This is a genomic window from Acidobacteriota bacterium (assembly GCA_039030395.1).
GTDB lineage: Bacteria > Acidobacteriota > Thermoanaerobaculia > Multivoradales > JBCCEF01 > JBCCEF01.
Genome location: JBCCEF010000013.1, coordinates 39,067 through 56,047, shown reverse-complemented (window position 1 = coordinate 56,047; position 16,981 = coordinate 39,067). Strand labels below are relative to the sequence as shown.

The 16,981-nt window shown below is 66.0% G+C and carries 11 protein-coding genes; 6 read left to right on the top strand and 5 right to left on the bottom strand.

The window, feature by feature from the left end:
• Window positions 1-19 precede the first annotated feature (19 nt).
• Window positions 20-3,088, top strand: a complete 3,069-nt coding sequence (locus AAF481_13210) for a DNRLRE domain-containing protein (protein MEM7482128.1) — start codon at window positions 20-22, stop codon at window positions 3,086-3,088.
• Between the two features lie 317 nt (window positions 3,089-3,405).
• The gene (locus tag AAF481_13205) at window positions 3,406-3,636 is read left to right on the top strand and encodes a hypothetical protein (GenBank protein MEM7482127.1); all 231 of its coding nucleotides are present in this window, start codon (window positions 3,406-3,408) and stop codon (window positions 3,634-3,636) included.
• Here AAF481_13205 and AAF481_13200 read toward each other — a convergent pair.
• Both AAF481_13200 and AAF481_13195 read right to left on the bottom strand, forming a co-directional pair.
• Entirely contained in the window at window positions 3,633-4,220 is a 588-nt protein-coding gene (locus tag AAF481_13200) for a sigma-70 family RNA polymerase sigma factor (protein MEM7482126.1), read from the bottom strand. The two genes, AAF481_13205 and AAF481_13200, sit on opposite strands and share 4 nt — an antisense overlap.
• 1 nt (window position 4,221) lies before the next feature.
• Complete coding sequence (locus tag AAF481_13195) at window positions 4,222-6,330, bottom strand: MMPL family transporter (protein ID MEM7482125.1); 2,109 nt, start codon at window positions 6,328-6,330, stop codon at window positions 4,222-4,224.
• Window positions 6,331-6,500: 170 nt separating this feature from the next.
• Here AAF481_13195 and AAF481_13190 point away from each other — a divergent pair, with 170 nt between their 5' ends.
• Window positions 6,501-6,818: a hypothetical protein gene (locus AAF481_13190; protein MEM7482124.1), complete on the top strand. Its 318-nt coding sequence runs from the start codon at window positions 6,501-6,503 to the stop codon at window positions 6,816-6,818.
• Window positions 6,819-7,052: 234 nt separating this feature from the next.
• On the opposite strand, the gene AAF481_13185 is transcribed toward AAF481_13190, so the two are convergent.
• From AAF481_13185 to AAF481_13175, 3 genes are all read right to left on the bottom strand, one after another.
• Window positions 7,053-7,256: a dodecin family protein gene (locus AAF481_13185; GenBank protein MEM7482123.1), complete on the bottom strand. Its 204-nt coding sequence runs from the start codon at window positions 7,254-7,256 to the stop codon at window positions 7,053-7,055.
• A 143-nt stretch (window positions 7,257-7,399) separates the two neighbouring features.
• A complete protein-coding gene (locus AAF481_13180) occupies window positions 7,400-8,824 on the bottom strand; it encodes an MBL fold metallo-hydrolase (GenBank protein MEM7482122.1) in 1,425 nt (474 codons plus the stop codon).
• A 4-nt stretch (window positions 8,825-8,828) separates the two neighbouring features.
• On the bottom strand, window positions 8,829-9,176 hold the full coding sequence (locus AAF481_13175; GenBank protein MEM7482121.1) for an STAS domain-containing protein: 348 nt from the start codon (window positions 9,174-9,176) through the stop codon (window positions 8,829-8,831).
• Between the two features lie 160 nt (window positions 9,177-9,336).
• Here AAF481_13175 and AAF481_13170 point away from each other — a divergent pair, with 160 nt between their 5' ends.
• The 3 genes from AAF481_13170 to AAF481_13160 all read left to right on the top strand — a co-directional run bounded on the left by AAF481_13170 (window position 9,337) and on the right by AAF481_13160 (window position 16,561).
• The gene (locus tag AAF481_13170; protein MEM7482120.1) at window positions 9,337-12,576 is read left to right on the top strand and encodes a glycosyl hydrolase; all 3,240 of its coding nucleotides are present in this window, start codon (window positions 9,337-9,339) and stop codon (window positions 12,574-12,576) included.
• Between the two features lie 68 nt (window positions 12,577-12,644).
• Complete coding sequence (locus tag AAF481_13165) at window positions 12,645-14,735, top strand: hypothetical protein (protein MEM7482119.1); 2,091 nt, start codon at window positions 12,645-12,647, stop codon at window positions 14,733-14,735.
• The gene (locus AAF481_13160) at window positions 14,735-16,561 is read left to right on the top strand and encodes a hypothetical protein (GenBank protein ID MEM7482118.1); all 1,827 of its coding nucleotides are present in this window, start codon (window positions 14,735-14,737) and stop codon (window positions 16,559-16,561) included. The genes AAF481_13165 and AAF481_13160 overlap by 1 nt, the downstream gene beginning before the upstream one ends.
• Window positions 16,562-16,981 lie beyond the last annotated feature (420 nt).

Here is a 16,981-nt window from a genome sequence, read left to right as displayed (position 1 = left end):
ATCGACAAGTGGAGGCAGAATGAACGATCCAACTTCTCGCAGAACCGCCCCGATCCTCCTGGTTGTTCTCATCCTTTTGCTGCCGGCCGTCGCCACGGCGCAGCCGCAACTCGGGCGCGATGGTCGCTGGATGACCCTCGACGGCGAGTACCGCTACGTCGTCGGTTGGGACTCACAGCAGTTCGCCGCCGATCCGAGCATCGATCTCGGGGCGAAGCTCGGCCAGCTTCGCGCCTACGATGTCAACAAGCTGAGGATCTGGCTCTACAACTACTACGACGACCGCCTCCTGTATCCGTGGAGGGTCGTCGGCGGCAAGATGGATCTCGAACAGTGGGACCCTGCCTTCTGGTCGCGCATGAGAGCGCTGGTCGAGGCGGCGCAACCGGACATCCTCGTCGAGGTCACCCTCTTCGCTCCCACCCACCTGGGCCGGGCCAACCACTGGGTGGGACTGCCCGGTTGGGGTCCGAATGCCTGGAACGAGACGCAGAATCTCAACGGCGTCTTCGAGCCGAACTCTCGGGGGACGCTGATTCCGGAGTTCTTCCATTTGGATCACGTCGGGACTTCCCATTCCGGCAAGTCCCTGCGCGACTATCAGCGGGAGCTGGTGACCAAGGCAATCGACGAGCTCGGCGGCTACTCCAACGTCTTCTTCGAGATCTGCAATGAATTCCCCCTGCTCAGGAGCCGGGGCGCGGACGCGAACGGGGCGATGGAGATCGCCTGGCAAAGAAACTGGATCGATCGGGTCGACGCCCAGACCTCGAATCTGGTGACCGTTCACGCGCAGCAGGCTTCGGGAGCCAACACCACCGGCGCCGTTCACTATGCCTCCTACCCGGGAGTGGATGCGCTCAACTTCCACTTCTACAACTACAGCCCGAACCGAATCTCGGACCTGCTGCGAGGTGCCGACCCGAACTCTTCTCCGGTGAATCTCCAGGGTTCGGACAAACTGCTGTGGCTCAATGAGGGGGGGCGCTATTTCAACGACGATGGTTCGCTCAATAGCGCCCTGCTCGATCAGGAGACCCGCGCCGCCTGGGCGATGCTGACTGCCGGGGGGTACTACTCCTTCTATGAGGACGTGCCTCAGCACATCGGCAGCAACGCCTGGCGGGCGGCGGCGGAACGCGCGCGGGCCCTGAGGAGAATTGCCGAGAGCTTGCGGTTCTGGGAGATGTCGCCCGTCGATGGGGCGCTCCAAGAATACGACTCGCTGGTGCAAGCGGGACCCACGCCGGGCAACTGGCAAGTGCTGGCCGACCCGGGCTCCCAGTATCTCGTCTACTTCTGGGACGCGGCGGGATCGGCGAGCGGTCCGGCGGTGCAGATCCAACTCCCGGAGGGGAACTACGACTATGTCTGGTATGACGTCAGAAGAGCGGCAACGGTCCTGGCTTCGGGCACCGTCACCGGTGGTGGAGTGTCGACCGTGCCTCGGCCGCCGAATTCGGCCTGGCGGCCCCAAGCCGGAGTGGCGCTGACCCTCGTGCGCCATGGGGCCGAGGGCTTCCTCGCAGGTTCCTCATCGTGCACGACCCTCAGTGGTTGGGCCCGCGACTCGGATACGGCGGCGCCGGTTCAGGTCGATATCTACCGTGGCCGCCTGGGCGCCGGAGGGGTGTTGGCCGCCAGTGTCCTCGCCGACAAGCTCCGGCCGGACGTCGGAGCCCACGGCTTCAGCCTGCCGACACCCTCGGCATTCTTCACCGGCCAGCCCGAGGTGGTCTGGGCCTACGCCCGCGATCTCAACTCCAACGGCACGCCGACCGGAGCTCTGTCAGCGCTACAGGGCTCCCCCAAGGCACTCACCTGTGTCTCTGCGCCGCCGGCGCCGACCGCGGTCGGCGCCAGCGACGGCACCTTCACGGATCGGGTTCGGGTGACCTGGAACGCTTCGCCGGGAGCCATCGACTACGAGATTTGGCGCCATACGGGTAGCGATGTTCGTGGGGCGAAACGCATTGGATTTGGCCATATCGGGACAGTCTTTGGCGACTTCAGCGCCAGTCCGGGACAGGTCTATCACTACTGGGTCCGTGCTCGGAACGAAACCGGCATCAGCGGCTTCAGCCTGCCGGACCGCGGGTCTCGCGGGATCGCCACCACCACCATGAATCTGCCGGCGGTGGACGACTCCTTCGTTGACCGTGCCGACCGGTATCGGAATTTCGGCGCCGCGGGTAGTTTCTACATCCGCGGCGGGCAGAGTGGCCGTACCCGTCATTCGTTCCTCAAGTTTGTCGTGCCGGCGAGCGTCGGTGAGGTGCTCGACGCTCGCCTTCGGCTGCGATCCCTGGGGCCAGCGATTCCGGGAGCCGCGCTCTACCGGGTGCGCAATACGCAGTGGAGCGAAGGATCGGTCAACTGGGACAACTGGGATCGCAATGGCCTGGTTCTGACGGAGGTGGACACCCTGCAGAATCTCTCGTTCGCCGCGGACTTCGACGTCACCTCGGCGGTTCCCGGCAACGGCTCGGTGACCTTCGGTATCGCTTCCTTTACCGCCGACAGCGAGGGAGTCGAATTCTGGAGCCGCGAGGCGCCGGCCTCGGCTTCGCGTCCGGTATTGACGGTCACCACCGGCAGCGGTCAGGCCCGGACCTTTCAACCGATCGCCGACTCCTGGACCTCACAGGCTGCCCCGAACGCCAATTTCGGTGCCGAACCTGTTCTCGGTATCCGCGCCGGGGGCAGCGATCAGGGCAAATTCGCCTTCCTGGAATTCCGCCCCGCCGGCCTGACGGGCTCCGTCACCTCGGCGACCCTGCGAATGCGAGTCAAGACCTTCGTGCCGGAGGCGCGCCTCTACCGGGTGGACGGAACCCAGTGGACCGAGGCGGGCGTGACCTGGGAAAACTGGGATCAGAACGCATTGGGGCTTCAATTCCTGGGGGCGACGGGAGCCCTCGCCGGTGGTCAATGGCATGAAATCGACGTGACCGGCGCCGAGATCGAGGGCGGTGATGTGCTGACCTTCGGTCTGACCACCTCCACCGATCAGCACGCCCTCGGCTTCTCGAGCGACGAATCTTCGATCTACGCGCCGTCCTTGATCCTCACCTTTGAACCGCGATGAGTCCTGATGGCTAGGAGGTGACCCATTCTGCTGACCGGAAGGCGCATTCCGGGGTAGGGCCGCCCACTTCAGCGTGGGCGGCCCTACCCCGGGAGGGTTCGAAAATGGCGATGCCTGATTGGAGTCCTAGGATCTTCACCCTGGCCGCCGTCGCGGCGCTGGTAGATTCCCTTGCGCAGGCCACCATCCGGTGGGTGGTTCGAAGGTGGAGGTGACGCCCGATGGTCGGGTTGCCATCAAAACCGACGAGGCCGCAGCGCTGGCCGGTGCGGTGATCGAAGGAACGTTGGTCGGTATCGGGGGCATGCTGCGTTGCGGTGATTCGCTTCAGCACCATTGCGGCGGGCTCGGTGGTGGTGAAGGTCTCCGGCAACGGTGAAGTCGAAATCGTCGACAGCGTCATCGAAGCCGGTGTAGCCGCCCTTCACCTGACGGGCAACGCCGCGGTGCGCGCGACGGAGAGCACCTTCGTCGGAGACAGACATCGCAGCGGCAACGCGACTTTTGTAGACCTTGGCGGCAACGTGTTCGAGAGGTCCGCTAACTAGGATTCCGTTAGGCCACCGGGGGAGGGTCGCCGGATTTCGCGAAAGAGCCAGGCCCTCGCCTTCCGCCATTCGCGGTTGATGGTGGCCGAGGAGACGCCGAGTAGCTGAGCGGACTCGTCGGCGGTGAGGCCGCCGAAGAAGCGTAGTTCGACGATCGAGGCCTTGCGTGGGTCGATCCGCGCAAGGCTGGTCAGAGCGTCATCGACGGCGATCACATCCGGTGCGGAGGGCATGCCGAGCACCTGGGCTTCGGCGAGGGTCACCCGCATCGCCTGCCCACCCCTTTTCAGTCGGCCGCGTTGGCGCGCATGGTCCACCAGGATTCTACGCATCACGTGGGCCGCCAGCCCGACGAAGTGAGAGCGGCTGCGCCACACGATTCCGCCCTGCTCGACGAGTTGGATATAGGCCTCGTGAACGATCGCCGTCGCCTGCAGCGTGTGATCGGACCGCTCCCGCCGAAAGACGGACCGCGCAAGGCGGCGAAGCTCCTGGTAGATCTGCGGAAAGGCCTCCTGTGCCGCCTGCCGGTCACCGCCGCTCCACTGTCGAAGCAACTCGGTCAGATCGGAATCGGTTTCCATCTCAACGCGCCCCCGTGGGCCGGCGCCGGCGAGAAGAAAGGGGAACCGCCAAGCGCGGCAGCACCCACAGGGCCACCGCTGCCGCCACCAGGGTGCCGAGGACGACGGCGCTGCCGAAGCGCTGGGTGGGCGGGAAGCTCGACGCGAGGAAGATGGTGAAGCCGGTAGCGACCACCAGAGCCGCGCCGAGGATCGCCGGGCCGGTGCCTCGGAGGGCTTCGATCCAGGGCGCATCGGACATGGCGGAGCGCCGCGCCGCCGCGGCCAGGTGAATCAGCGAGTCCACCCCCAGGCCGAGGGCGACGGTGGGGGCCGTCGAGGAGATGATGTCGAAGGGCAACCCCAGCCAACCGAAGGCGCCGACCACCGCCAGCGGCACGAGGGGCAGGCTGGCGGCCATCGCGAGGGTGGTGCGCAGGTTGCGAGACACCGCCCAGGCGATGACTGAGAAGAGTCCGAACAGCACCAACAGGGAGCGCAGAAGGCTCGACCGCACCAGCGTCGAGAGCTGTGCCTGTAGGTCGTAGAGGCCGCCGACCAGGATCGGCTCGAGCTCTGCCCCGCGCACCCTCTCGGTGAGCCGATCGATCACCGCCCGTCGCTCCTCTTCGCGCTCGCTCTCTCGCATGCGGAGAAAGAACAGGCCACGCTCCCGCTCCGCCGTCAGAAAGGAGAGAGCGACGCGCTCGTAGGAATCGGTCGACAACAGGTCCAGCAAGGCCTTCGGCGGCAGCAGGGCGGCGAAGGGCGAGGTGAGGCGCGCTTCGGCCAGGAGGGGCGCTGCTGACAAGACCGATCCGACCGCCGGATCCTTTTCCAACGCTTGCTGGGCGGCGATCAGTCGCGCCATGGCGAGGTCCGTGTCGAGGCGGGGATCTTCGCTGCCCTCCGGCAGCGTGACGACGATCGAAAGAGGACTCGACCCGCCGTCCCGGTCGATCGCTTCGAGACCGTCTCGCAGCGGAGATCCCTGCTGGAAGTAGGAGAGCAGCGGGGGATCCGTCGCCAGCCGCGGCACGCCCAGACCCAGCCCAAGACACAGGACGATCACCGCGGCGGCGGCGAGCCACGACCGCGGGCGGATCCTTCGGCGTGCGAAATTTCCTTCGGGCGCTTGTCTCGGTGGCGCGGCGGCCGCCAGGAAGGGCGGAAAGATCAGGTAGGCCGCCGCGATCGCCAGGGTCGCTCCCACCGCGCCGGCGAGGCCCAGCTCCTGGAGCGGCTTGGCGGAAGCGGTGAGCAAGCTCAAGAACCCCAGCAGGGTGGTGATCATGCACCAGAAGGAAGCGCCGAAGACGGAGCGACGCGCCTCGGCCGCGGCCTCCTGCGGCGAGCGCCCCTGGTTCGCCAGGGTTGCCCAGCGGGCATTGAGGAAGATGCTGTGCGACAGGGTCAGCACGAAGACCAGGGTCACCAGGTTGGCGGTCAGGAGGCCGATGGGTACCGCCGCTGCGCGCAGGATGAGCAGGGTTCCGGCACAGGCGGCGGTGCAGGCGGTGAGGGTGCCGGCGAGGCGCCGCAAGGAACGGAAGAGCCATCCGAGGAGGGCCGCGAAGAGCAGCAGCGCGGCGCTGCTGAACACCGCCAGATCGCGCAGCAGCGCCCGCCGGACCTGCTCGACGACATAGGGCACGCCGGAGATCTCGGCCTCCATTCCCTCACTGCGAAAACCCCTTACCGCCTCTTCGATGCGGGTCACGAGAGCGCTGCCGGGGGAGTCGAGGGAGACCACCAGCAGGCTGGCACCGGGGCCACCGGGGGTGAGGAGTCGGCTCCAGAACGGGCTGTCGGCCACCGCCTCGGGTGCCCGCGGCCCGCGGCTGAGGCTGCGCACGCCGGTGACTCCGGCGAGCCCCGCCAGTTCTTCGCTCAGCGCCTCGATACGTTCCAGGTGTTCGGCGTTCTCGACGGAGCCGACGGTGCGGATGAGGACCTGATCGCCGGCCGGAAAAAGTTCGGCGATGCGCCCGGCGGTGGCGAGTTGAGGATCGTCCGTGGCGAAGAAGAAATCGCCTTCAACGCGCGGCTTGAGATCGACGAAAAACAGGGTGAAGGCGAGGAGCGCCGCTGTTCCCAGGACCAGCCAGAGGGTGGTGCGTTGGGCCGGCACAGGACGTCCAGAGGGACTAGGCACGGGGAAGGCTCCGAACATGGGCGGATTGTACCGGTCTCCGTAGACCGCCGCCGGTGTTGCGCCCTATTGAGTCCAGGCGGCGATCACGCTACTTCGGGTAGACCGTGTTGCGCGGTGGTCGCGGAACGCCTATCCGGAGGAATGCCATGAAAAAGCTCGCCCTGACCGTTGTGGCCTTTTGCGCTGTAGCGCTTCTAGCCCTGGTCCTGCTGCCCTTGAACCAGACCGAAGCGGACGCCCGGGAACCCAGCTATACGCCCGCCGGGCCACACGAATCGACTCCCTGGCAGCCAGCCGGAATCCGCTGCGAGGTGGAGTGCGAAGACGGCACCGATGGCGGACTTCTCTTCTGCGCCGAGCCGACCTTCGAGGACTGTTGCAAGGTGGCGGAGAGGATCTGCAACGACGAGGGAGGGCTGGCGAGCGGCGAGTGCGAGCAGGGTTCGAATTCCCACACCTGCTGAGCGGGCGAACACCCCCGGGGTCGATCTGCGCGGCTGCGGAACGGGCACGCAGAACCCTTTCGGCAGTTAGCTCCGAGTCCGAACGGCTGGGCGCCGCCGAACGAGACGGCGGCGGAGCCGCCGAGGATGGGGTGAGCCTGAAAGTCTCTTCAGGCGAGGGGGCGCCTAGCCCCCTCAAGGAAACAACTAGCAGAGTCGCTGAAAAAATTGGGCGAAGCCCATTTCAGCACTCTGCTAGTCCTCGAGCACGAAGGACACCTTCATGAACACCCGGTAGCCGGTGATCTGGCCGTCCCGAATCTCGACCTTCTGTTCGTTGATCCAGGCACCGCTGACGTTCTTCAGGGTTTTGGAAGCGCGGGCGATGCCTTGCTCGATGGCGTCCTGGAAGCTGACGGTGGAGGTGGCGGAAATCTCACTGACTTTGGCAACGCTCATAGGAATCTCCTCGTATTTTTCGTTGAAATCGTGAATGGAGCATGGGTGGGCGCGAGCAAGGCCTGACGGCGGCCCCGCGATGCCCCTGCGAGAGCAGTCTAAATCATTGAAATGAAAAGCGCAACGCGTGCCGACGCGTGAGCCTAGGAGAGCAACTCGGTGAGATCGAAGGTCTCGTCGAGGCTCGGCGTGATGGTGCGGGCGGAGGTCTCCTCGCGCATCTTACGGGCCAGGGCCGCGGCCGGTCCCGGGTCCCCGTGGACCAGGAAAACCAACGCCGGTGGGTGCTCACCGCCGTCGGCCCACTTCAGCAGGCCGTCGCGGTCGGCGTGGCCGGACATGCCGTGGAGCGACAGCACCGGACAGCGCACCGGTACCTGCGATCCGTGGATGCGCACCGCCCGGTGCCCTTCCACTAGCGCCCGGGCTCGGGTGCCGTGGGCCTGATAGCCCACCAGGGTGATGAGGTTTTTGGGATCCCCGGCCAGGCGCTTGACGTGGTGCAGCACGCGACCGCCGGTGAGCATGCCGCTGGCGGAGACGATGATGCGCGGCCCGTCCAGGCGGTTCAGGTCCTTGGATTCGTCGGTGCTGCGGTGGAAGTGAACGTCCTCCGGGAACAGGCGGAGGCGACCGTCTTCGAACACGTCGGCGTCCACGTTGTCGGCGTTGAGATGGCTGCTGTAGATGGAGGTTGCCTTGATCGCCATCGGGCTGTCGATGTGGATGGGAACTTCCGGCAGCCGCCCGGCCTTCATCAAGCGGCGCAGCACCAGGGTGATCTGCTGCGAGCGACCGACGGCGAAGGCCGGAATGAGGATCGTGCCGCCGCCGGCGAGGGTCTCCCGGAAGGGGGTTTCGATCTGTTTGAGGATCGAGGTGCTGGTGTGCAGGCGGTCGCCGTAGGTGGACTCCATGATCAGCACGTCGCACGGCGGACAGGGCTCCGGATCGACGTGCAGCGGAGCGTCGTAGCGGCCCACGTCGCCGCTGTAGACGATGCGGACTTCATCCTTGCCCTGGGCTCGCTCGCCGCGCGGCACCCGGATCTCGATAAAGGCGGACCCGAGAATGTGGCCTGCGTTCAAGAAGCGGGCCCGCAGCGGGCCGAGCTCCAGCCACTCGTCGAAGTCGAGGCGCTGGCGCAGGTCGAGAGCCGCCTGGGCGTCTTCCCGGGTGTAGAGGGGGAGCGCCGGCTTGTGCTTGCTGTAGCCCTTGCGGTTGGCGTGGCGGGCGTCCTCTTCCTGGATCTTGGCCGAGTCCATCAGCATCAACTCGGCCAGCTCGTAGGCCGCCGGCGTGCAGTAGACCGGTGCCGAAAGGCCGAGCTTGACCAACCGCGGCAGATAGCCCACGTGGTCGATGTGGGTGTGGGAGAGCAGCAGATGGTCGACCGAGGCCGGGTCGAAGGAGGGCTCGGCCCAGTTGCGCAGGCGTAGCTGCTTCCGGCCTTGGAACAAACCGGCATCGAGCAAAACCCGCGTATCGCCTACCTGGAGGAGGTGCTTCGAGCCGGTCACGGTGCCGGCGGCGCCGTGGAAGGTTAGGCGCAGGGCGTCGGAACTCACCGCATCAACCCTCGAAGGCCGCCAGGGCCTCGGCTTCGCTGGGGTAGGTGTCGAGGAGCGGCAGGATGTCCGACAACTCCAGCACCCGCCAGACCCGTCCGGATCCTCCCACCACTTTCACCTTGACCCCACGCTGGGTCGCCTGGCGATGGCTCGCCACCAGTTGACCGACGCCGGCGCTGTCGAGGCGCGGCACGTCGCTCAGGTCGAGCAGTACCTTGCGGCAGCCGGACTCGGTGAGTTCCTGAAGGGTGTCGCGGAGCACTGCGTCCCCGTTGCCGGCGACCAGGGGTCCGTCGAAGGAGACCTGGGTTACGTCTCCGGTTACTTGCACTTTCGCCTCGGTCGTCATCGCGTCGTTGTCCTCGTGGGCGACCTGCCGAGACGCCCGTTTGTGGTTTGAAATTGCCGGGTTGAAGCCACGAAAAGTCTAGCATGCGCCGATCTTTGGCCGCGGCCCCGAGGGCGTGCTACGGTCATGGCCGATCACCACTCAAGCCGGAGGATTTGCCATGGTCACCGCCCGTCGATTTCGACTCTTCGCCGCCTTCCTCGTCGCTGGACTCGCGGCCTTCGGATCCTTTGCCCAGCCGGTGGATGAAGCCCTGCTGGATTCCCTCGAATGGCGCGAGATCGGTCCCTACCGGGGGGGCCGTTCCGCCGCCGTCGCGGGCATTCCCCAGCAGCGCGACGTCTACTACTTCGGCGCCACCGGCGGCGGCGTGTGGAAGACGGAAAACGGCGGCACCGACTGGCGGAATATCTCCGACGGTTTCTTCGGCGGCTCGATCGGCGCGGTTTCCGTTTCGCAGTGGGACCCCAATGTGATCTATGTCGGTGGGGGGGAGAAAACGGTGCGCGGCAACGTCTCTCACGGCGACGGCGTGTGGAAGTCCGTCGATGCCGGCAAGACCTGGGAGAACATTGGCCTGACGGACTCTCGGCACATTCCGCGCATCCGCATTCATCCGAAGAATCCCGATCGGGTGTACGTCGCCGCCCTCGGCCACCTCTACGGCCCGAACGACGAGCGCGGCGTCTACCGCAGCGACGACGGCGGCGAGACTTGGCAGCGGGTGCTCTATGTCTCTGAGCACGCCGGCGCGGTCGATCTGGTGATGGATCCCACCAACCCGCGGGTGCTCTATGCCTCCTTCTGGCGGGTGCTGCGCACCCCCTGGAGTCTGGAGAGCGGCGGAGAAGGGTCCGGCCTGTGGAAGACCGTCGACGGGGGCGAGAACTGGACGGAGCTGACCGGCAACGAGGGGCTGCCGGCAGGCACCTGGGGTATCTCCGGCATCGCCGTTTCGGCGAGTGATCCGGAGAATCTCTACGCCATCGTCGAGGCGGAGCAGGGCGGCGTCTTTCGCAGTGGGGACGGCGGCGAAACCTGGCAGAAAACCAACGATGAACGGAGCCTGCGCCAGCGGGCCTGGTACTACACCCGCATCTACGCCGATCCAGCGGACACCGAGAGCGTCTACGTGGTCAACGTGCGCTTCCACCACTCGAAGGACGGCGGCAAGACCTTCTCACAGATCCCCACCCCGCACGGCGACAATCACGATCTGTGGATCGATCCCGGTGACCCGCGGCGCATGATCGAGGCCAATGACGGCGGCGCCAACGTCTCCTATGACGGCGGCGAAACCTGGTCCACCCAGGCCAATCAGCCGACGGCGCAGATGTATCGGGTGTCGACGGACAACGCCTTCCCCTACCGCCTGCTCGGCGGTCAGCAGGACAACTCGGCGGTGCGAATCCGCTCCCGTTCGGCCCGCCGGGGCGCCATCGGCACACGCGACTGGGAGCCCACCGCCGGCGGCGAAAGCGGCCACATCGTCGCCAAGCCGGACGACCCGGACATCGTCTACGGCGGCTCCTACGGCGGTTTTCTCACCCGCCTCGATCACCGCACGGGCGAAGTGCGGGCGGTCAATATCTGGCCGGACAATCCCATGGGCTGGGGGGCGGCGGATCTCAAGGAACGCTTCCAGTGGAACTTCCCGCTGTTCTTCTCGCCGCACAACCCGAACCGCCTCTACGCCGCCAGTCAGCGGCTCTTCGTGACCGAGGACGAGGGCCAGAGCTGGCAACCGCTGAGCGGCGATCTCACCCGTGACGACAAGTCCAAGATGGGTCCCTCCGGCGGGCCGATCACCAAGGACAACACCAGCGTCGAGTACTACGGAACGATCTTCGCGGCCCTGGAGTCGCCGCACCAGGCGGGCGTCTTCTGGACCGGCTCCGACGACGGGCTGATCCACCTGTCGCGGGACGGCGGCGAAACCTGGACCGACGTCACGCCGCCGGGGCTGCCGGAGTGGACCCAGATCAACGGCATCGATCCGCACCCCACCGAGCCCGGCGGCCTCTATGTGGCGGCCACTCGCTACAAGCTGGACGACTTCCGGCCCTACCTCTACCGCACCCTCGACTGGGGCACGACCTGGACGAAGATCACCGGTGGCATCCCCGAGGACCAGTTCACTCGCGCTCTGCGGGCCGACCCGGACCGCCCGGGACTGCTCTATGCCGGTACCGAGCGGGGCGTCTGGGTGTCCTTCGACGACGGCGGCTCCTGGCAGTCGCTGCAGCTCGAACTGCCGGAGGTGCCGATCACCGATCTGGCGGTGAAGGAGGGCGACCTGGTAGCCGCCACCCAGGGACGTGGCTACTGGATCCTCGATGACCTCCACCTGCTGCAACAACTCGAAGCGGGAGCCGCCGCGCCGTCCGAGGCGGCGCGCCTCTACCAGCCCGCGCCTACCCATCGTCTGGCTGGCGGTCGCAGGGACGAACTGCACGTCGCGGGTACGAACCCGCCGGACGGCGCGGTGATCCACTTCTGGCTGACGGACGATCCCAAGGCCGTCGCCGGATCGGATGTCGAAGAGGAAGAAGAAAGCAGCGGCCAGCAGGGCAACGAAGACGAATCCGAAGAAAAAGGGAAAGACACCCAGGAAATCCGCCTCGAGATCCTGGACGATGGCGGTGACCTCATCCGCACCTTCCGGCCGAAGAAGAGCGAAGGCCAAGGCGAGGACGCTGGCTCGAAGGCCGACGTCGACCCTGCCATTGCCGAAGTGCTGGAACTGGAGCAGGGCGCCAACCGCTTCGTGTGGGACCTGCGCTATCCGGGCGCCGAGCGCTTTCCGGGGCTGGTGATCTGGAACGACGTGCTCGACAAAGGTCCCTGGGTGGCGCCGGGTTCCTACCGCGCCCGCCTGACGGTGGGGGAGTGGAGCGACGAAACCGCCTTCGAAGTGCTGGCCGATCCTCGGTCCTCGGCTACCGCCGAGGACCATCGTCTGCGCCGCGACTTCATGCTCTCGGTGCGCGACAAGCTCACCGGGGCCCACCGCGAGGTCCGTCGCCTGCGAGAGGTGCGCGACCAATTGCAGACCCTCCGGGAGCGCGACGGCCTGGACGACGGGGTGACCGCCGCGGCGGAGGAGTTGTCGGACACTCTGGAGGAGATCGAGAAGACCCTCTACCAGACGGAGAACCGCAGCCGCCAGGATCCCTTGAACTTCCCGATCCGTTTGAACGACAAGCTGGCCGGCGTCCTCGCCCTCGTCTCCTACGGCGACCGCCGCCCCACCGCCGCTGCCCTCGCCGTGCGGGATGAGCTGGTGGCGGCGATCGACGAAGAACTCGTTGAGCTCCAGAGCATCTGGGAGTCGGACCTACCGGCCTTCAACGCGCTGCTGCGCGAGAAGGAGGTGGCGGGGGTGTTTCTAGAACTGTAGGACGGCTCGACCCGCGAAGTTCTATCGGCCGGTCCGTCTTCCTTCTCGAACCCCTTCGAGGAGGAACGATGAAGACTCGTGGACCGATGTGCTGGCTGTTTCTGCTGTTCTCCCTATCCTTTCCACTCTGGAGCCTGCCGGAAGATGGTGCCGGTACAGCTGCGGCGCCGGAATGCGACGATTGCGAGCCCAACTGGGAATCCTGGCCCGTGCAACGGGCGGCGGTGTGCTCCGGCAAGGCGGTGCTCCAAGCGGATCCGAGCTTCGAGACCTTCCGCTGGTTTCGAGGCGAGGTCGCCTCAGGGGTCGAGGATGATCCCTATGGCGGCGGTGGGGTACCCGTCCACCGGCCCATCGAGCTGACCGAGTGGCGCAACTGCCCGTCGGCGGAGCTCGGTCCCGGCTCCTGGTACGTGATGATGGAGAAGACGTATCCGAGCGACGACGGTTCGCCAACGGTGCGTCGAGTGCTTCGGCCCTTCGTGGTAGAGCGCAACAAGACCCCCAGCTTCAAACTCGTCGGAGTGCCTGACGACCAGGTCCCCTACGGTTCAGCCTTGGACGTCACCCTGGACGTCGATGGTGTGGACGGCTACAAGGGCTATCGGCTAAAGACGAAGAAGATCGAGAACAACCAGTCCGCTGCGGCCGCCAAGCCAGCCGCGGACCGGCCGTGGACGCCCCACTTCGCCGTGGGCGGAAAGGGCTCAGCCTGCCTGGCATTCGAAGCCTCTCGACGGGCCACCCCGGAACAGGCGCTGCGCGCCGCTAGGAAACGTGCGGAACGTGCCGACAAGACGGCCTGCGAAGTGCGGGACAAGCTGGCGGAGAACGAGCAGCGCCGCGCGGAACTCACGGAGGCGATTCGAAGCAAGCCGAAGATCTCTCCCGTCCGTCGAGAAGAAATGAAGGATCTTTTAGACCGGCTACAGGTTGAGTCGATCGAGCTGAAAGGTGCGCTGCGCCACGCCGAACTCGAGCAGGCCACCGCCGATCTGCGGCTCGACCACGCGGAACGAGAACTCGCGGCCCTTTTGGAGGCGGAGCGAGCGCTGCTGAGCTGGGAGCAAACGGCGCGCATCGCGGCGAGTACCGTGCAACGTGAGGACGCGGAGGCGGAGGTGGCGCGGCTGAAGAAGGAGATCGCTCGCTTGCGTAGGGCGCTCGCCGCAACCGGACCGCCGCCCGCCGGCGGAGGCCGGATCCAGGGCACTCGGCTACGTGACGTGCCTCGCCACGACACCGAGTACACGGTAACGGTGTTCGACGCGAAGGGCTGCGAAGCCACGCAAACGTTCAAGGTCGGCGTTCGCCGGTACCGGGTGGACTTCTTCTTCGGCACCGAGTACTCGACCTACCGGGGCGGTCTTCTGGCCGACAGCGACATGATGATGGACGGCGACGCCGACGACCCGATGATGGCAGAACCGCCGCCTGACCCGATGATGGAAGAGTCCATGGACGATGGAGCTTTCGGCGATCCGGTGGTTTTCGGTGGCGCGCTCTTCGAACACGCGTTCTCGCGCAAGTTTTCCGGCTTCGGTGAGATCCGCTTTGGGGCGATCAACGTCGAGACGCGCAGTGCGCCGGCCAGCTCCGCCGATGTGGAGAACGTGATCCGCGATGCGGAGGCCGCATCCTTCCATTTCGGATTCCGCTGGGCCTTCTTGGAGGAATTCTGCGAAGACGAGAAAGGAGCCCCTCGCCGCGAGAAGGAAGAGGCGAAGTGGTTCCGAAGGTTGATCTGCCGGGCCCAGGCGGGCGAACAAGTTCAGTTCGATTTCGTCGGTCGCTGGGGCTTCTCGATCCTGACCGAGGACGAAGACAGGATTCGAGACGACTTCCTCGACGACTGGACGGTCGGTATCGCCTTCCGCAACGACAATTCCGGCGGCCGTCTGGACGGCAGTTTCTTCCAGATCGGCTATGGCCGTAGCGACAACTTCCGCCGCAATATGGACCGCTTCAAGCTCGACGGCGCCATGGTGCTCGAGCTGCCGGGCACGAAGTGGGACCTCCACCTTGCGGGTGCCTTCGATGCGGACCGAAGCCTGGACGCCGACGACCTGCGCATCACCATTGGCCTGCGGCGCGACATGACGGAACTCTTCCCGATCCTCTTCGGGACCGAGGAGAACGACGACGGCGGGAGTTCTTGATGAACTGGCGCTTCCTGAGCATCGTCGCGGGGCTTTTGCTGTACTCCTCGGCCGCCAGCGGCTACCAGTGTGGAGACGGATCGCGTCACACTGCCGTCTGCCCGGATTCGGTGGATCCGTGTGCCGGCGGCGGTCACCTCGCCGAGGGGCCGATCTACTTTCGGCAAGAGCCGTCCATTTTGACGGCGAACCTCGCTGAAGAGGTGCGACTGTCGGGAGTGCTGGTCGTGGGGGATGTGCCGGAGCTGACGCATTTCTTCGAGGAGGATGGACTCGTCACGACCTGGCTCCGCCGCCGATTGGTACGCACGGTGTGCGGCCGAGTCGTGAGCGTGTTCGATCTCTCATGGTCACTGGAGAGATCGCGCCAACAAGTTGAGGCACGGACGGTTGGAACGGATGGTCCCTGGATCGATTGGGGAAAACTGGCGGTTCCGGGTGGATCGGACCCCTTCGGCGTGCGCCTTCGGTTCGCGGCCAGTGCCCTGATGGAAGCACCCGAGGTACCGGTGGTTCGGGTGAACCACGACCTCCAGTTCACCCGCCACCTGGTCAATCTGCGGATTCCGGACTTCGGGGCGTCCCGCATCGGTACGGACGATCAGAGCCTTCTGCTCCACGAGGTGGCTCGCCGATTCTTCGAGCACTTCAAGGGCAAGTACACGACGCTTGCCGTGTACCCGCACGAGCCTCACCTCGCCCGCTGGGGCGGTTTCTACCAGGCGGTACGCAATAAGGTGCACGGCATCGGCCACACCGATGGGGTGTTCGACTGCTCCTCGGTCTACGGGGAATGCGGTGGGCTCGATGCGATGCATTTCTACCCGGATAGCGAAGGTCTGAGCCAGAAGGCCGTGTCGCACGAGTTGGCGCACCACTATGGTCACTATTTCGACTGGACCACCATCGCCTGCATCGAGCCCTTCTCCGATCCAGGCTGGATCCACGCCCCGCTGTGGCGCGGGCCGGCTACGCTGGTCGCCTTCGATCTCACCGGTGAGCACGAAGTTCGGCCCGGTGATCGCACCGTGCGTCGCAATCGTGCGGCACCGTTCCGGTTCCATCCGCTCACGCTCTACGGGATGGGACTGCTGCCGGAGAACGAGAATCCGGCGGTGGAGCTGGCAGAGGATCAGAGCCAGCTTGCCGATGGTGGCAATCCGGAGGGCCGGGAGCTGGAAGACGCCTGGGTGCGCCGCACCCTGCGGGACATCGTTCGGGTGCATGGTCCGCGCTCCGGCCCGACGATCCCGAGCCCGCTCGGCTGGGCGACGGTGGTGGTGTCCCGCGACCGGCTGCTGGATCCGGACGAACTCAAGTTCTGGACCTACTACGCCCGGCTGCGGGGCAAGGCGGAGGCCACCTCCTGGCTCGGCTATGGCTCGATCGAAGCCGCCACCGGCGGAAACGTGCAGGTCGAAACCGCCATCGAGCCGCTGCAGGGTGCACCCGCGGCGCCCTGGTCCTTCAGTCGGCTCTCTCACCTCGAGTCGGGCGATTGGACGAGAATCGAGCTGGAGCAGCCCCTTCCGCTCGACTGGACCCACGGCGTCGAACCGATCGTTCTCACCGGTCGGGTGACGCGTCCGGTGTCCGGTGGGCGAAGCCTTGTGTTCTCTTTCTATGAGGGCAGCGATCCGAATGCCTTGGTGCTGGAGAAAAGACTGCAAATCGATCGCAATCAGCGGTTCCAAGGTCGGTTTGCCCCGAGCGATTTGCCGCCGGGTCGGTATCTGGTCAACGCATTTCTGTGTGCCGACGGAGCCTGCGAACACTCCGCCGGGCCGAGCTGGACAGTCTTGAGGGTTTCGCCTCAGCCCCCCTGACACTCCGGGCAAAGGTACTGCCGCCGGTCGGCGGCGGCGATCTTCTCCGATCCGTCCGCCGCCGGCCGCCGGGGGCGCGGCCCTGAAACCGCTCGTCGCCGAGGCGCTCGACGAGGGTCTCCGCGGTGGTGCTCTCGTCGAGTGCGTCCGGGCCGAGACGGAAGAGGAAGGGGTGCTTGCGGAGACCGTCGGCGCGCAGCACCTCAATATCCGGAGCGCTGAAAAGCAGCTGGTTGTGGGGGTAGATGACCCGCCCGTTGGCGAAACGGGTGAGGACGGTTATGCCGCGCGGACGGACTCGATTTCGACGCCGGTCAGTTTGCCCTCGAACGATCTGAGTTCGTCGAAGGCGAGTTCGACCTTCGTGGTCAATCTGCCGGCGAAGCGGCGTCCAGCCGATCCGTCGCGCGGCGGATCTCG